Genomic DNA, 17,077 nt, shown 5'->3' with positions numbered 1-17,077 from the left:
CAAATATCAGTGATAAAAAATAAATTGGTTTATGCGGTTTTAGGTAGTCTCCTCGCCTCTTCTACTAGCTATGCAAAAACATCAAACTTGCCAGAGCCTGAATATCAACTTGAACAGGTCGTTACCCTTGTTCGCCATGGTATACGTCCACAAACAAATTTATCTGAACTTAATGAAGCAACTGGAAAACAATGGCCTTCATGGTCCGTACCAGATGGTTATTTAACACAACGTGGATATGACGGCATATTTAATCAAAGCCAATATCAAGTCAGTGAATGGAAAAAAAGTGGCTTACCTCTTTCCTTAAGTCAAGACAATTGTACAAACCAAAGTCAGGTATTTATTTGGGCTGCACCTGATCAACGTACAAAAAAAACCGCTGATGCAATTGCATCATCTATTTCGCCTAGTTGCCATATAGAAGTTGGTGTCAGTGGCTACAAACATGACCCGATTTTTGATGCCTTAAAAATGGGAAGTGCAACAGCATCATTTGATCTGATTAAAAAAGAATTTAAAAATAAAATAGAAAGTCAAAAAACCATACAGCAAAAATATGAAAAGGTGAATGAACATTTAAGAACGGCTGTATGTGCACCCGATAGCTGTGAGTTTTTAGATAAAGATTGGAAGCTCAAACTAAATAAAAATGGACAACCTAAATTAAGTGGTCCTGCCGATGAAGGTTCAAATATTGGTGAAACTATTCGCCTACAGTACAGTGAAAACTTTCCACTTTCTCAAGTTGCTTTTGGTCATGTAAAAAGTGCAGAGGATGTGAAAAAACTCATGGCTTTACATGATGCAAAATATAAATACCTAAATGAGATTCCTTTATTTGCACAGCTAGGTGGCTCTATTTTATATCAACAGATTTTAGATGCTCTAGATTCAAACAAAGTTACAGATCAAAAATTGCATCGTCCTCTTGTTATTTTTGTAGGACACGATACAAATATCTCTGAAGTTAAGACATTACTAGGCTTTAACTGGCAACTTCCTCAATACTTAGCAAATGATATTCCTCCAGGAGGAACACTGAGTTTTGCTAAATATAAAGAGCTAAAAACTAGTAAAGATTTTGTCAAAATTAGCTTTTCAGCGCGAACACTTGATCAATGGCGCCAACTTACCAAACTAGATACAAGTCATCCTCTGCATGAAGACACATTAAAATACCCTTACTGTAAAATAACTTCAGTCGGGGTACTCTGTCCTTTAGATCAATTTATTCAAAATGCACAAAAGCAAATTGTCAGACTAGATATTACTCAACCACTTTACAAATAAATTAAAGCGTCTCAGGGCGCTTTTTTATTTTACGGCATAATAACAAAATTGCATGAATTAAATAAATGTATACAATTCACTTATTCGTAGTGAGGTAGACAAAACAATGCAACAAATGTGGACAGAATTAGATGACTATATTGATGAACATTTAATTCCCGAAGATAAACGACTGCATCAAGTGATGAAAAATACCGTAGATCATGGTCTTTCAAACCACCTTGCAGTTGCACCGAATCAAGGTATGCTACTACAAATGTTAATACAAATGAACAAATGTAAGCGTGTATTAGAGATTGGCACATTTGCTGCTTATAGTACAATTTGGCTGGCTCGTGCATTACCAAAAGATGGTTACCTTCTAACTATTGAAGGTAGAGAAACACATGCACAAATGGCTCATAAAAATATTACAGAAGCCAACATGGATACAAATATTGAATTAAAAGTAGGTTTTGCAGCAGATGTTTTAAAAACATTACCTGCTGAAACACCTGCATTTGACTTTATTTTTATTGATGCAGATAAAGGTAGCTACCCAGAATACTTGGAGCTTAGTCTAAAATACTCGCACTCAGGAACAATTATTGTATTAGACAATGTTATCCGTGCTGGAGATATTATTGATCCGAACAATCAAAAACCGAGTATTGTTGGAATTAGACAGACATTTGAAGCATTGAAGAATCATCCAAAACTACTGTCTTGTACGGCATTACAGACTGTTGGTAGTAAGGGACATGATGGTTTTGCAATCGCAATTGTAAAGTAAACAAAAAACCACCAATTATTTTTTATTGTTTTATTTCAATATCTTAAATATATTTAAATCACATATCCATAAAGTTATCCACAGTTTATGCGGATAACTTAGGATAACTTCTTTATTTAGCTACAATAATAGGTACATGAATTTTTCGATACACTGTTGTTGTAATACTTCCTAAGAAGAACTGAGAAATACGATTTGTACTAAACGCACCAAGTAGTACAAATTGGATACCGTGTTCTTTTTGATAGTCGATAATGCCCTGCGCAACGTCACCCTCACGTGTTGCAACAACCACGTCAAAGCCCTTTTCTCTTAAATAGGCTTCTGGCTTGTTTAAGACTTCTGGATCATCTCCAACATGGAGCAAGTGACATTGTAACTGTTGGAAAAGTTCATTTTCTGCAACACTTTCAAGCATTTGTGCACACAAAGGTGAGTCTTCATATGCAAATATAAAACGTGTTGGTGGTTTAAAATGATCACTTACCGTCATTACTGTACAGTTAGCACCACGTACAAAGTTTTCAACATTACTGCCTAAAACTTTATTTTTTTCAGCGGCACTTTCCCCAACTTTACCAATAAGCACAATATCATCTTCTCGAAGCACACTTAGACTCTGCTCCAAAAAGTCACCTTTTTCTTGAATGACTGTGGCATCTATACCATGCTTTTCTTTAATTGTCGTCATTAAATGCTTAAGCAAGTTATTACTATAATCAACAGCCAAAGTACTTTGCTTTTCTTCAAGTTCTGCGAGTTCTTTTAAGAGCATCGCATTACTTTCAAAGCCAATAACGCCACTAATTTCCCCTAAATGATAGCTCGCAGGGTAATAGTCCAAAACTTGTAAAAGCACTAATTCACGTTGCGTTCTCTTTGCAATCCATGAAGCCGCTTCGGCAATTGCATTAATACAAGGAGATGAATCAACACAAGCAATTACTCGTTTCATTTGTTGCCTCTCTTTGAGTGAATCACTCTATTTTTACTAATTGTCAGCATTAAAATTAACATAAGTAATAAACTCTGCAAGTAGTTTTATTTTATTTAATTGAAACAATATACTTTAAACGCATTATTCGTATAAGTTTCTTTAAAATCATGCACTTTTCACCTAAGGCTGAATACGGTTTGGCTGCAAGTCAAAAACTTGTCTCAGCACCGCTGGGTCTGGATGTCCTTTAATTGGATCATCTGGATAATAACCCACATGCATAACCCCTTGTGCATAAAGTGATTTGATGGTGTCGGCTAGTTCTTCTGAAGGAATCGGCTGATTATCTTTCCTCCAATCTACGGCTTGCAATTCCACCACTGCTTTATGAATACCATTAGGATACTGTTTTAAACGATTCACAATATCTTGGTAAAATTTATCTTTGTCTTTCGCTTGTTCCATATATGGCATGGCCATAATTGCGGTAAAGTCATAGCGATTTAAAGATTGTTCTAATGATTGTGAATACCAATTTTCTGCATAAGGATTGAGTACCACTTGTGCATACATATTTCTGGCAGTTAATAAAGCAGGTTGATATTGACGTAAATCTCCAGCAACTTTCATTGCAAAATCATCAATAGTTTTTGTTTTAAACGCCGTCCACTTCTGTAAGCTTTGGTCATCTTTACGAACAGCATCTAAGTCGGTCGACAAACCTGCATCCTTATAAGCTTTTAATGCCTCAGGACTTGAATCCTCATAATCAGACAGTGTCGTATCATCATGAAATAGTACACCATTGAAACTTGCAGATTTTCCTAGATCCTCATAAATCCCTTCAATCACTTTTTGTGCTTTGGGTGAAAATGGAGATAAACGAATATATCCCATATTTAAATGATCGCTATTTTTAGGTTGCTCTGTTACAACCAGATCTTTAGAAGCAGAATTTGACTTAGGTAACTCCCATGCATAAAGAGGCATCCAAGCATATATACGTCTAACCTGTGTACGCTTTGCAATTTGCCAAGCAACTCGATTAAATAAATCTTGACGCATCGGAATATAGCGATTCGGGAAATACACCATATCTGCCGAACCATTTGCATCCGTATCAGAAAATGCTTGTAAATATACTGTATTCACATTCATTTTTTGAATTCGATCTAATAATGCACCTAAATTTCTTTCTTCCTGAGCAAGATCTTTATCATAAATATAGTCTAGATCAACATGCATAATCTTTTGAGGTCGATAATTGTCACCCAAATTTTTCTCGCGGTTCTCAATTTCTCGCTCAAGATCGCTTGTTGTCATGTTGTGTTCAATTAAAATACGATTTAAGGAGTTTAATGATTTTTTATAATCTGCTGGCCCATCATCTAATGTAATAGTGACAGGCATTCCTAATGCTTTAGCAACACTCACACCTTCCATATTATAACGCCCATATGGCCACACCATAACTCTTGGTGTTGGAATACCATGTGACTTAAATGCTTCATTATTTTTCTTTAAATCATTATATATCCGTTGATGATATGCTTTATCTGATTCGTATTTATTGGTTCTTGGATCATAAATTCTTGTTGTGGCTGCTGGCTCTGAGTTTCCTTGAGGGTTCCCCAATACACCACGGTGTAAGTCATAACTATGACTTGCGATCTCAACATAACCACTATCACTCATTTCTTTAATTTGTGACCATGTTAGTATTTTATTTCGCTTAACTTCAGCATCACCAAAATGTACATCCTTATCGGATGGTGTATCTACCCACGAACCTACTACAGCCAGTACAACTGGTATTTTGTTTTCTTTTACGAACGGATAAATATTACTGTAAAATGATTCATAACCATCATCAACAGTAAGTAATACAGGTTTACTTGGTAGTTTTAATTTACCTGCATTTGCCTGAATTAAATCATTGACAGAAATAAAATGAAACCCATCTTGTTGTAACCATCTCACCTGACTCTCAAAATTTTCTGTAGTCACTGCATATAGTGGAATAATTGCATCGTTAGCCTGATTTGTGACTTCATGATAACCAATCACCGTTAATGTATCTGGACGTATTTGTGCTTGTTCTTCTGCATGCGTAACGACTGCTGCTCCAAAAAGTGCTGTTGCCATACACCCCGTGAGTACCGACTTCAGAAATTGATTAAGCATATTTTTTCCATTAAAAGTGAAATAGTATTTTTGATGAGTTTATTCAAATCTTAGACCTAAGAAGCAATTTAAGCTTATCCACCCGCAAAAGGCATAGTTTATTTTACAAATGCACTGTAATTTACGTACATTTAAAAATGTATATCTCTGTTTCTTTTACAGGGATCTTGCCCATTCAACCTAATAATAAATTAGCAAATATCTTTTAAAATTTAGTGACATGATATGATAATTTATCATTATATGATGAATCAAAAAATGTTATGCTATAACAATTAAATTATTCTTAACAAGAAGTATTATTATTCCCGAATACGAATAAATTTTGCAGGATTTCCTGCAACAACGTGTGCACTTTCAACATCTTTAGTGACCATGCTATTCATACCCACCACAGCATGATTTCCTATTTTAATACCATCTTTCACACCAACATGTGCTCCTAACCAAACATCTTTCCCAATCTCAATACCTTGTGAGCGAACAGGTTGCTGATAAATTGGGTTTTCTAAATTCACACCATGATCAAATGCATATAAATGTGTATATGCAGCCAATCGTGCCTGATCATGAATAACGATTCCCGCTTTTCCCCCATCTAAAATACAATGATGGTTGATCGCAACTTCACTACCTATCTGTAAAGGACCATGTAATGTAGCGTCAGCAGCAATAAATGTATGATCGCCAATAATAATTTTACGTCCAGGCTCCGCAAAGATATGTGCTAACGGCGAAATAAAGCAATTCTTTCCTATTTCAACTGTTTCCATAGTTTGCAAATATTCTTGATATTCTTTTTGCCAAGCCTCCGCCCAAACTTTATGTTTGTCTTTTAACCGCCAGTATAACCATGGCATATAGTTTAAACGGTGCTTATGTTGTTCTCTATATTTAAGTAAAGGATCAGTCATCATGAGTTCCTTTTAATTCTTCTCTACCACGTGTGACATCCTGTACTTTTTTCGCAAGTTCAATGCGCTGATGTATCTGTATTTTTGCGTTAACACTCACACCTGTGGCTGTATATTCTTCAGAAAAGGTTATTTGGTTTTGCACCAGTTCATACTGCAAAATTGGCCACTCACTAAAATTACACTCAAAATATACATCTATCTTTTCTATGAGTTCTATTTTATCTACTAGAAGTAAGGCTTTTCCTGCTGTACCACCATAGGCACGTACTAATCCACCCGTGCCCAACTTCACACCGCCATACCACCGATTAACCAATACCAATATATTGGTTAACTCATTACCCTCAATTGTTGCCAAAATAGGACGACCTGCTGTTCCTGAGGGCTCACCGTCATCATTAAACCGAACATTATGCCCTATCTTCCATGCCCAACACTGGTGTGTTGTCGAAATATCTTTATAAGTTTCTAAAACTGTTTTGATCTCTTCTTCCGTTTCAACAGGAATCGCAAATGCTTGGAAACGACTTTTTTTCACGTCTTCTTCATAAACAACTGTTTCTTTAATGGTAAATGGCATACTCACCCATTACATTGAATTTCAAATAATTATAACGTTTTATATCAAAACACAAAATGTCACTTATGGAATACTGTTAAATAATCGTAGATTTAAACAAATTAGGCTAAGCTTCAAACATATAAGTTGAATGAGATAATTTAATGGAAGGAAAATGTTTATGTGGAGAAATCACTTTTAGTGCAGACCCCAAATCTTTAAATGTCACAGCATGTCACTGTTCAATTTGCCGAAAACAATCTGGAGGTATTTCATTATCCATAGAAGTCGAACCGAAAAGTTTAATTATACAAAACATAGCAATGCTTACTGTTTTTAACTCATCTGAATGGGCTCACAGAGGTTTCTGCAAAGGATGTGGCACATTTATTTTTTGGCAAAAAAAAGACTGCTCTTACTGTAATGTAAATTGTAATTTACTTGAAATGAACCACAATCAACTCACATTAGATACCGAAGTGTTTATTGAAGAAAAGCCTAGTTATTATAGTTTTGCAAATACAACAATTAAACTCACACAAGAGGATTTATTTACTCAACATACCGTTTAGCTTTACTATATTCCATTATTTATTATGGGATGCATTATGCAAATTCCACACGGTATTTATAAACACTACAAAGGCCAACTTTACCAAGTTATAGGTACAGCCAAACATAGCGAAACCCAAGAAGTTTTAGTTGTGTATCAATGTTTATATGATGACTTTTCTCTATGGGTACGCCCAGCAAGTATGTTTCTAGAAGAAGTAAATTTACCTGATCAAACAAAACAGCCTCGCTTTGCATTTTTGAAGCCAAACTTCTAGCATGTAACTAAGGTGAGCAATCACTCACCTTACTTTTAAACCTGTGTAGGTACCTCAAGTTCAGTCATTGGCCATCTTGGTGTTGTTGTAACAGCCAATCCATCACTAGCTCCACCTTTTAAGCGCTGATAACCTGCAAAAGCAATCATTGCACCGTTATCTGTACACAATGCGGGTTCTGCATAGTAAACATGTGCTTTTATTTTAGCCAGTTCCGCTTCAAGTTTTTCTCGCAGTCTTAAATTTGCACTTACCCCACCTGCGATCACTAATCGTTTTAGGTTGGTCTGCTTCAAGGCTTTCACTGACTTTTTCACAAGTGTATCTACAATTGCTTCTTGAAAAGAGGCTGCAATATCGGCATCTCTATCTTGTCCCTCTATTTTTTTCAGTTGCACTGAAACGGCAGTTTTCAAACCACTAAAAGAGAATACTAAATCTTTATGTAGCATTGGACGCGGAAAATCGAATGCTTGTGGGTTACCATCTAAAGCAAGTTTTGCAATGTTTGGTCCCCCTGGATATGCCAGTCCCATCATCTTAGCCACTTTATCAAATGCTTCACCAGCTGCATCGTCAATCGATTCCCCCAATATTTCATACTCACCAATGCCATAAGCTGCCATTAATTGTGTATGTCCACCAGAAACAAGTAATGCAACAAAAGGAAATTTAGGTGGAGTTTCAGAAAGTAAAGGAGCCAACATATGACCTTCCATATGATGTACACCAATTGCTGGTTTATCTAAAGCAAATGCTAACGTGCGCCCAAAAAGTGCGCCTGTCATTAATGCACCCATTAATCCTGGACCACGTGTATATGCTACTGCATCAATTTGCTTTTTAGTTACCTTTGACTGTGCAAGCAATTCATCAAGTAAAGGAATCAACTTTCTCACATGATCACGCGATGCCAACTCGGGCACCACACCACCATATTCAGCATGTAACTGAATTTGACTATATAACACTTGACCAAGTAGCCCCTTCTCACTGTCATAGAGTGCTAATCCTGTTTCATCACAAGAGGTTTCCAAGCCTAAAACAATCATTTAAGTGCCTATTTATGAGTCCAATTTACGACAATCACCATTATAGACTTGTGATATGAGAAGTAAATGAGTAAAATACTGCACTTCACTTGTTTTCTAAAGCAATTCCGCTTTAGATTTATCCATAAATATTGAGGATTCTTCATGCCACAAGTTAAATTGAAAGAAGGCGAACCAGTAGACGTAGCTATCCGTCGTTTCAAACGTTCTTGCGAAAAAGCTGGTGTTTTAGCTGATGTTCGTAAACGTGAATTCTACGAAAAACCAACTCAAGAGCGTAAGCGTAAAAAAGCTGCTGCTGTTAAGCGCTACCAAAAGAAATTGGCTCGCGAATCTGTACGTACTACTCGCCTTTACTAATTAATTTGTGATTGAAGCTGAAAGACTATGACTAATTTAAAAAACCAAATTACTGATGCTCTTAAAAGTGCCATGCGTGCTAAAGAAATGGCAACTGTAACTGTTATTCGTAGTCTGCAAGCTGCAATTAAGCAAATTGAAGTCGATGAACGCATAGAACTTGATAATAATCAAGTCCTTGCAATTGTTGAGAAGCAAGTTAAACAACGTAAAGAGTCAGTAAAGGCTTTTGCCGGTGCTGGCCGAGACGATTTAGCTAGTAAAGAACAAGCCGAAATTGAGATTCTATCTCAATTTCTACCAGCCGCTATGACTGAGGAAGAACTTGATTCTGTCATTGATCAGATTATTGCTGATCAAAGTGCTACTAGCATGAAAGATATGGGTAAGGTGATGAATTCTCTACGTCCGATCATAGCCGGACGTGCCGATGCTGCAATTGCATCAGCTAAAGTTAAAGCAAAACTTAACTAACACTTATCTAAATCACTCGTAAAAAGCGTTTAACGTTTTCTAAACGCTTTTCCAATACTCCCATAAATCTCTTTTGTCTTGAGCACTATTCAACAATTGACTTAAAGATGGAAATTCTTTGTTGAAGGTAAATACTAAGCCTTTCGGTCTATTTCCTACAAGAACAGCACATTCAAACTCATTACATTTCGCGTCGATAAAACCATCCAAATAAAACTGAAGAAAATTTGAATCTTTTAAGGTTTCAAGTATTGGCCACTTTAACTCATATTGCACCAATTCAAGTGTATGAATCATATTATTGAGTAAAGTTCTCTCTTCGCTAGAAATATCAAATGTATTGATAAAAATAATTTTTTTTACTGAAACCAATACGGTAAGTATAAAAGGATCTATCTCTTTTTCTAGTTTTTCTAGTTTTTCTAGTTTTTCTAGTTTTTCTAGTTTTTCTAGTTTTTCTAGTTTTTCTAGTTTTTCTAGTTTTTCTAGTTTTTCTAGTTTTTCTAGTTTTTCTAGTTTTTCTAGTTTTTCTAAAGAAATAATAGATTGAGGCTCTATATTTTCAAGCTTCACTTCTCGTTCAATTGAAATACTCTCAACGTTTAATTCAGCTTCTTCATTTAAATTAATTTCAGCACATGATACTTGGTCACGCCAAAAAACAGACGCATCATTTTCTTCAACGGCAACATCTCTAGGAATCCAAAGATCAATTCCCAAATGTGAAAGGATATTACGATGATGTACTGATGACTGTTGCTGCTCACTCATATTTAAGGTTCAATTTAAGAAGACGACTATTCTAACATTGATGTAATTATTTACATGTAGAAAACCTATACAATCATTAAACTATTTTGGTTTAAAATTTGTTCAACAATTTCATCATTTTCAAATCCAAATCGCCAATACAATAATGCCAGTACATCTAACTCATCTTGAGTCATTACCCTATCACTGCAAATAGAATGCTCTATAATACCAAGTATTTTTAATCGGTCTCTCAATAAAAGCCCAGATATAGAATGCAATATATTTCCAAAATCGATATGCTCGTCGGAGACAAATTCATATTTATATACCTCTTTTTCAGAGATTAGCTGTTGAATAATTTTATTTCTACGACTAAGACTATTTTCTATATCTATCTGATCGATATACACTAGAGCATCGACTAAACGAACAATATTAAATTGAATATCATCATAAGCAGTAGGCATATGTACAGGTAGTAAATTTAATTGGTTTTTTACTTTATCTAATAACAATGCATCTAATAGGCCAATTTTACCATCAGATTGAGCAATCTGCGCAAGTTTAGTTAAGAACTGTCTAGCTATACTCTGTGGCATTGTGCTTAATGTATCACAGGCATCTAGAAATATTTGTACATGTAATCTAGCATCGATGCCCAATAAAGCATCAACAATAGCATGACTCACTAACGCATTTTTTGGTATAAATTCTTTGTACTGTCTAATCATAAGTACAGCAACAAGTACTTCTCTTGCACCTGTATTGGTTTGCAATGCTCGCTTAACGAGTTCAGGCTGTTTTATAGATTTTCTTACTGAAGGATTCAGTGGTCTAATTTCATCTTTAGATGGAAATCCCATGGGTGTTAAACGAATCAACGGCAATGGCTGAGGTGGCATCCATGAAATATTCATTTCTGTTTGTTCATCACCAAATGGTTTAAATAAACCCAATAAAGGTTGTAGCTGTACTTTTCTTAAATTTTCTAGCTGTATCTCTTGAAGCACATTTGGATTTAACCTATAAATTCTTCTTTCAATATTTGGATGAATATTTAACCAACTTTGAGGGCTTAATGAATTTGCAAAACACATATGAGCGATTGACTCAGAATACGAACTATGAATTTGAGAACCAGCATGATGCACATAGATTCTAAGTAATGTTTGTAAATTGGTATTATTTTCTATTAATGCTTGAGTATGAATATCATTTTTGAACGTTCTTCCTGAAAGGGTAAGAAACTTTACCAACCTAGAAATAAGAAGGCCTAAACTCCCCATCAGCCAGATGATACCGCCAACTGCGACCAATACAGTTTCAAATTTATTTTTCTCATTACCACGGTAGGGTTTAAATCCTCTTCGGGCAATTTTGCTTCCCCACTGGTTAAAGCTAGTCAGGGCACTAAAAAGAATTTTAAGTCGGATATTCTGTCTGGTTTCACCACTAATAATTTGATTAAAAGCATAACTGAGTAGCCCATATAACTCTAATTCATCTAGGTTCTGTAAGGCACCCCAAGTTAAAATAATCACTGTATCTTTTCTATTTTCTCCTGCAGTTAAAGCATTTACGCCTATTTCATCGGGTAATACATAGACTGCGGGGATCTCTATCTGAAATTTATCTGCCAACTGCTCAGTTAATTTTACAGCTCTAATCTCTTCCGGTGTACATTCTAATGCATGAAGATGCCTTGCTCTCATTTGCTTTGCTAAAGAATGACCACCTTCTCTAAAAATATAGAGTTCATAACATAAAGAGATCATCATAATGAATAGTACACAGCTTAAAAATACAGGGCTATGCTCATTCCACCAAATCGATTGACCTTGATCTAAATAATAAACGATGAGACCAAAAGAAAAATTTAAAACCATAATGGTTAAAAAAATGGCGAACAAGCAAATGACTGTTGCGACAAATAAATTCTTCTGATGATTATAGGAAAATGTACTTGATGCCAATGTCTATAGCCTTGCTAGCGTACCGAATAGTCTTCAACCTATCATAAAATAAAAAGGCGGGAAAATCCCACCTTTTTATAACAAAAAACAAAAAGTTATGCTTCTGTGACGCCTGTTAAATCTACAGATGAAGCATCAATATTGACATCAATATATTTATCTTCTTTTTTTGCATGATCTGAACGACTTTGCTCTAATTCCGTTAAGTACTGCAAGTTAATGTCACCTGTTACATAGTGACCATCAAATACAGAGCAATCAAACTCTTGAACCTCTGGAACTTTAGGCACACGAATTGCATCTTTTAGATCATCAAGATCTTGGAATACAAGACGATCAGCACCTATGATCTCACGAATTTCTTCAACTGTACGTTCAGACGCGATAAGCTCTGCTTTTGCAGGCATATCAATCCCATATACATTTGGATATTTCACCATAGGAGCTGCAGAAGCAAAGAACACTTTTTTAGCACCCGCATCTCGCGCCATTTGAATAATTTCATTACAGGTTGTACCACGGACAATAGAGTCATCAACCAATAATACATTTTTCCCTTTAAACTCTAACTCTACAGGGTTAAGTTTTTGACGTACAGATTTTTTACGTTGTTGCTGCCCAGGCATAATGAAGGTACGACCGATATAACGGTTTTTCATAAATCCTTCACGGAATTTAACGCCAAGTACATTCGCAAGTTCTAGAGCAGAAGTACGACTTGTATCTGGAATTGGGATCACAACATCAATATCATGCTCCTCACCCCATTCTTTTAAAATGTGATGTGCAAGCTTTTCACCCATTTTCAAACGTGCTTTATAAACAGAAATTCCATCTATAATTGCATCTGGACGTGCAAAATACACATATTCAAAAATACAAGGGAAATATTTTGGATCTTTAGCACATTGTTTTGTGAATAAATTGCCATTTACATCAATGTAAATCGCTTCACCTGGCTCAATATCTCTTTCTACTTTAAAACCTAAAGCAGTAATTGCCACAGATTCAGAAGCAACAATATACTCAGTCTTGCCACAATCGCTTAAACGCGAACCATAAATTAAAGGGCGAATTCCGTTAGGGTCTCTAAATGCAACTAATCCTTGCCCAGTAATCATTGCGACTACACCATATGCACCACGACAACGTTGGTGAACACGATGTACAGCATAAAAAATATCTTCTGCTGTTGGATGTAATGTTCTAAGCTTTTGCAACTCATGTGCAAAAACATTTAACAACACTTCAGAGTCAGAATCAGTATTCATATGACGTAAGTCAGTTTCAAATAATGAATGACGGATTTCATCAGCATTTGTTAAATTACCATTATGAGCAAGTGTAATGCCATAAGGTGAGTTTACATAAAAAGGCTGTGCTTCTGCACTGCTTGAAGAACCTGCTGTTGGATAACGTACATGCCCAATTCCATAGTTACCACGTAGGGCACGCATATGTCTCGTATGAAAAACATCACGAACAAGGCCGTTATCTTTTCTTAGGAATAAACGATCATTTTCACAGGTAACAATGCCTGCTGCATCTTGTCCACGATGTTGTAACATCGTCAAAGCATCAAACAACAATTGGTTTACTGGTGATTTTCCAGCGATCCCAACAACTCCACACATAGCAACCTCGCAGACAAGCTTGGATTAATTAAAAGGGTTTTGCGCTGAATGTTCCGTAGAACCTTTTCGCGCAGAGACTTTTTCAGCAATTTCCTTTGACCGTTGCTCTACTTGAGCCTCATTATCATGAAAATGTTGGATTGCCTCCGTTGCAACCTCTTTAGAAACTTCCGTCGCAATTGGTGCATAAGGCATAAGCATTTGTACCATTTTAGACTGTTTCCAACTTTGTGCAGTATAGACCCAAGGTTCAGCACCTTGCATTGCAATCAGCACAATAAATAAACTTTTTAAACACCCTAAGGCACCACCAGCCAACCTATTTAGTGGGCCTAGCTTTAACGACTTCAGAATTTTGTTTAAAATTGTCGAGACCAACCATGTCAATGACATCACTACGAGTACAACAAATGCAAATCCAGCAATTTTTTGTACAACAAGATCGTGACTTAATCCTGACATCATTGGCGCCAAGTCATTGGCGTATTTAGCACCCATAAATAGCGCTAATACCCAACCTACAAGGTTCGCCAAGGCTTGTATGAGTCCTTGTCGCAAACCGTTTATTCCTCCAAGCACCACAATAATGACAACAATAACATCTAAAATATTCATTTAAATTATGTCATAGTGTGAATACAATCTTTTACCAATTTAGGTCCTGTATATATAAGGCCACTATACAATTGTACAAGGCTTGCACCTGCATTTTGTTTCGCCAAAGCTTGTTCGCCAGATAAAATACCACCAACACCAATAAGTGGAATTTGATTTTTAAGAACTGCCGAAAAACTTCTCAGACAAGTTGTACTTTTTTCAAATACAGGCGCACCAGATAGCCCACCTGCTTCATTTCCAAAAGGTAAATCTACAACACCATCACGTGCAAGTGTGGTATTTGTGACAATTAGGCCATCCACTTTATAGTGTAATAATTGTTTTGCAATAAATGCAATTTCATCTGTTGAGAGATCGGGAGCGACTTTTAAAACAAGAGGTACATAGTGTTGATGTTCTTCAGCAAGCTCTGCTTGACGACGCTTTAGTGTTTCTAATAGATGTGCAAGTGCTTCGCCATTTTGTAAGCTTCTAAGATTCTTCGTATTTGGGGAAGAGATATTTACTGTAACATATGATGCATAATTGTATACCTTTTCAAAGCAGTGAAGATAGTCATCAACAGCTTGCTCTACAGGCGTATCCGCATTTTTACCAATATTTATTCCTAGCACACCTTTATAATTTGATGCTTTCACGTTTTCGATCAATTGATCAACACCGTCATTATTAAAACCCATGCGGTTAATAATTGCTTTTGCTTTTGGAATGCGAAATAATCTTGGTTGTTCATTTCCCGCTTGCGGTCTTGGCGTGACAGTGCCAACTTCAATAAAACCAAAGCCAAGTGCGGCCAATGCATCAATATGTGCACCATTTTTATCTAAACCCGCAGCAAGACCCACAGGATTTGGAAACTCAATTCCCATACAGGTTACAGGTTTTTCAATAAGTTTTGGACTCACGAGACCCAAAGAGTAAGCCTTCTGTAACCAAGATAATGTAAGTTCATGTGCACGCTCTGGTGCTACGGAAAACAACAAAGGGCGAGCCAGTGAATACATCATATGCTATCAAATCTATTGGTTTTGAACTGCTTTATTATAGGGCATCTCATTAGATAAATACCATGCCCTGCTCCATTTATTTTCATAAAAATGAAATATGTACTTTCAATTAAGCGCTTTTAGACTCAATCATTCTACTAATCACCGATCTGAGGAATAAAACTATGCGTTAATATACTTAATCCTTGCGCAACGACTGCCTGTTGATAAACTCTAGCCTCTGCAAGATGAAAAGGATGGAAAGAACCATTTGTAAGTTTTTCATCCATATAACCAATAACATTCATGTGGCAGACCACCACAATATTTTCAGCTGTTAAATTTGACAACCACTCAATGGCTTCCCCTGCGTCATCATCTGGTTTAATAAAATCACAAATCTGAATAGGAACAGCAGGATAAATTTCCTCTAAATAAGATAACGTTTCTTGTGCACGCAATAATGGACTTACGATCAAAATATCGGGTTGATTTATTATTTTTTTGAGAAAATTCGCTGTTTCTTTCGCTTGAAGATGCCCTTTGTTTGTCAAAGGTCTCTGTATATCATTTCCTGAAACTGGTGGTTTCGCCTCACCATGTCTAATGAGCGTCAATTGCATATATTCAATCCTTTTAAATTATACCTACACATCACTATGTGGCAAAACAAATTCTACATCACTTCGATGACCATTTTTCATTAAAGATAATGCAATATTTAATGGAGGTGCATGTTCAAAAATCACTTCATACAGAGCATTTGTAATCGGCATATATACATCTAACTCAAGGGCGCGCTTTCTTACCTGAATAATTGTGTTTATACCCTCTGCGGTTTGACCTAAATCTTTTACTGCCTGATCTAGTGTTTTACCTTGGCCTAATGCAAAACCAATTTGATAATTGCGGCTTAGAGGACTATTACATGTTGCAAATAGATCACCCACACCTGACAGACCTAAAAATGTCAGTGGGTTTGCACCAAGTTTTACCGCAAATCGACTCATTTCGGCCAATGCCCGCGTCAAAATCATACTTCGTGTATTTTCACCAACTTTATGTGCCGCAGCCATACCCATTGCAACTGCATAAATGTTTTTTAACGCTCCACCCAACTCAACCCCATGCACATCATCACTTGCAAAAACTCTAAATAATGCACTATGTAAAGCTTTTTGTACCGCATAACGTACCAGTTCAGAATGACTTGCAACCACAGTACCTGCCGGCATGCCAGCAACAATTTCTTTTGCTAAATTTGGTCCAGATAGCACGCCATAAGGTACTTGAGGCAACTCTTCACGAATAATCTCGCTCATAAATTTAAAAGAATCAATCTCAATTCCTTTAGTAAGCGAAATTACTGCCTGAGAGGTAATAAAAGGTTTTATTTTCTGAAGTACAGTACGGAAAGAATGACTCGGTATAGTTACAAGAATTAAGTCTTTCTCTCGAATTGCAGTTTCTATATCTGAAGATACATTTAAACTTTCATCAAGTTTAAAATCAGGCAGATAACGAGCATTTATATGCGTTTGATTAATTTCTTGAGCAGTCTGCTCATCTCTAATCCAAAGTGTTGTATCACACCCATTTTTTGCAGCAGTATTGGCGATAGCCGTACCAAAGCTTCCACCACCTAAGACTGTAACACGCAACTTCACTTTCGAATCATGGTTGTCTTGTATAGTCGTAGGCACTACAAAATTAGAAAAATTAATCTCTGACATAT

The 17,077-nt window shown here is 36.2% G+C and carries 18 protein-coding genes; 6 read left to right on the top strand and 12 right to left on the bottom strand.

Annotated elements, in window-relative coordinates; all coding sequences use genetic code 11:
• Window positions 1–9 precede the first annotated feature (9 nt).
• Together I2F23_RS06020 and I2F23_RS06015 are read left to right on the top strand one after the other, a co-directional pair.
• Window positions 10–1,293 (top strand): histidine-type phosphatase, encoded by a 1,284-nt coding sequence (locus I2F23_RS06020; protein WP_195771656.1) that lies wholly within the window; start codon window positions 10–12, stop codon window positions 1,291–1,293.
• A gap of 106 nt (window positions 1,294–1,399) precedes the next feature.
• On the top strand, window positions 1,400–2,065 hold the full coding sequence (locus tag I2F23_RS06015) for an O-methyltransferase (protein ID WP_195771655.1): 666 nt from the start codon (window positions 1,400–1,402) through the stop codon (window positions 2,063–2,065).
• Between the two features lie 112 nt (window positions 2,066–2,177).
• Here the strand turns inward: I2F23_RS06015 and I2F23_RS06010 are convergent, their stop codons facing one another.
• The 4 genes from I2F23_RS06010 to I2F23_RS05995 form a co-directional block, all read right to left on the bottom strand.
• Window positions 2,178–3,020 carry a universal stress protein gene (locus tag I2F23_RS06010; protein WP_195771654.1) on the bottom strand — a complete coding sequence of 281 codons (843 nt, stop codon included), beginning with the start codon at window positions 3,018–3,020 and terminating at the stop codon, window positions 2,178–2,180.
• Window positions 3,021–3,182: 162 nt separating this feature from the next.
• Complete coding sequence (gene pgaB, locus I2F23_RS06005) at window positions 3,183–5,186, bottom strand: poly-beta-1,6-N-acetyl-D-glucosamine N-deacetylase PgaB (protein WP_195771653.1); 2,004 nt, start codon at window positions 5,184–5,186, stop codon at window positions 3,183–3,185.
• 302 nt (window positions 5,187–5,488) lie between these two features.
• Window positions 5,489–6,100 carry an acyltransferase gene (locus tag I2F23_RS06000; protein ID WP_195771652.1) on the bottom strand — a complete coding sequence of 204 codons (612 nt, stop codon included), beginning with the start codon at window positions 6,098–6,100 and terminating at the stop codon, window positions 5,489–5,491.
• Window positions 6,093–6,683, bottom strand: coding sequence for an IMPACT family protein (locus tag I2F23_RS05995; RefSeq protein WP_195771651.1), 591 nt, complete (start codon window positions 6,681–6,683; stop codon window positions 6,093–6,095). Before I2F23_RS05995 ends, I2F23_RS06000 begins: the two co-directional genes overlap by 8 nt.
• A gap of 143 nt (window positions 6,684–6,826) precedes the next feature.
• Between I2F23_RS05995 and I2F23_RS05990 the strand changes: the two genes are divergently transcribed.
• Entirely contained in the window at window positions 6,827–7,234 is a 408-nt protein-coding gene (locus tag I2F23_RS05990; RefSeq protein WP_195771650.1) for a GFA family protein, read from the top strand.
• 36 nt (window positions 7,235–7,270) lie between these two features.
• Window positions 7,271–7,492, top strand: a complete 222-nt coding sequence (locus I2F23_RS05985; RefSeq protein WP_195771649.1) for a DUF1653 domain-containing protein — start codon at window positions 7,271–7,273, stop codon at window positions 7,490–7,492.
• Between the two features lie 35 nt (window positions 7,493–7,527).
• On the opposite strand, the gene tsaD is transcribed toward I2F23_RS05985, so the two are convergent.
• Window positions 7,528–8,544 (bottom strand): tRNA (adenosine(37)-N6)-threonylcarbamoyltransferase complex transferase subunit TsaD, encoded by a 1,017-nt coding sequence (gene tsaD, locus I2F23_RS05980; protein WP_195771648.1) that lies wholly within the window; start codon window positions 8,542–8,544, stop codon window positions 7,528–7,530.
• 144 nt (window positions 8,545–8,688) lie between these two features.
• Here tsaD and rpsU point away from each other — a divergent pair, with 144 nt between their 5' ends.
• Together rpsU and I2F23_RS05970 are read left to right on the top strand one after the other, a co-directional pair.
• Window positions 8,689–8,904, top strand: a complete 216-nt coding sequence (gene rpsU / locus I2F23_RS05975; protein WP_001136722.1) for a 30S ribosomal protein S21 — start codon at window positions 8,689–8,691, stop codon at window positions 8,902–8,904.
• Window positions 8,905–8,931: 27 nt separating this feature from the next.
• Complete coding sequence (locus I2F23_RS05970; RefSeq protein WP_195771647.1) at window positions 8,932–9,378, top strand: GatB/YqeY domain-containing protein; 447 nt, start codon at window positions 8,932–8,934, stop codon at window positions 9,376–9,378.
• A 39-nt stretch (window positions 9,379–9,417) separates the two neighbouring features.
• Here the strand turns inward: I2F23_RS05970 and I2F23_RS05965 are convergent, their stop codons facing one another.
• The 7 genes from I2F23_RS05965 to I2F23_RS05935 form a co-directional block, all read right to left on the bottom strand.
• On the bottom strand, window positions 9,418–10,149 hold the full coding sequence (locus tag I2F23_RS05965; RefSeq protein WP_195771646.1) for a hypothetical protein: 732 nt from the start codon (window positions 10,147–10,149) through the stop codon (window positions 9,418–9,420).
• A gap of 65 nt (window positions 10,150–10,214) precedes the next feature.
• Window positions 10,215–12,104: a M48 family metalloprotease gene (locus tag I2F23_RS05960; protein ID WP_195771645.1), complete on the bottom strand. Its 1,890-nt coding sequence runs from the start codon at window positions 12,102–12,104 to the stop codon at window positions 10,215–10,217.
• A 95-nt stretch (window positions 12,105–12,199) separates the two neighbouring features.
• On the bottom strand, window positions 12,200–13,738 hold the full coding sequence (gene purF, locus I2F23_RS05955; protein WP_195771644.1) for an amidophosphoribosyltransferase: 1,539 nt from the start codon (window positions 13,736–13,738) through the stop codon (window positions 12,200–12,202).
• A 24-nt stretch (window positions 13,739–13,762) separates the two neighbouring features.
• Window positions 13,763–14,353 (bottom strand): CvpA family protein, encoded by a 591-nt coding sequence (locus tag I2F23_RS05950; RefSeq protein WP_195771643.1) that lies wholly within the window; start codon window positions 14,351–14,353, stop codon window positions 13,763–13,765.
• A gap of 5 nt (window positions 14,354–14,358) precedes the next feature.
• A complete protein-coding gene (locus tag I2F23_RS05945; RefSeq protein WP_195771642.1) occupies window positions 14,359–15,363 on the bottom strand; it encodes a quinone-dependent dihydroorotate dehydrogenase in 1,005 nt (334 codons plus the stop codon).
• Window positions 15,364–15,500: 137 nt separating this feature from the next.
• On the bottom strand, window positions 15,501–15,965 hold the full coding sequence (gene sixA / locus I2F23_RS05940; RefSeq protein ID WP_195771641.1) for a phosphohistidine phosphatase SixA: 465 nt from the start codon (window positions 15,963–15,965) through the stop codon (window positions 15,501–15,503).
• A gap of 24 nt (window positions 15,966–15,989) precedes the next feature.
• Window positions 15,990–17,075, bottom strand: a complete 1,086-nt coding sequence (locus I2F23_RS05935) for an NAD(P)H-dependent glycerol-3-phosphate dehydrogenase (protein ID WP_195771640.1) — start codon at window positions 17,073–17,075, stop codon at window positions 15,990–15,992.
• Between the last annotated feature and the right edge of the window lie 2 nt (window positions 17,076–17,077).

Source organism: Acinetobacter pollinis, assembly GCF_015627175.1.
GTDB lineage: Bacteria > Pseudomonadota > Gammaproteobacteria > Pseudomonadales > Moraxellaceae > Acinetobacter > Acinetobacter pollinis.
The sequence above is the reverse complement of the archived record's forward strand: the minus strand, read 5'-3'. Positions and strand labels throughout refer to the sequence as shown.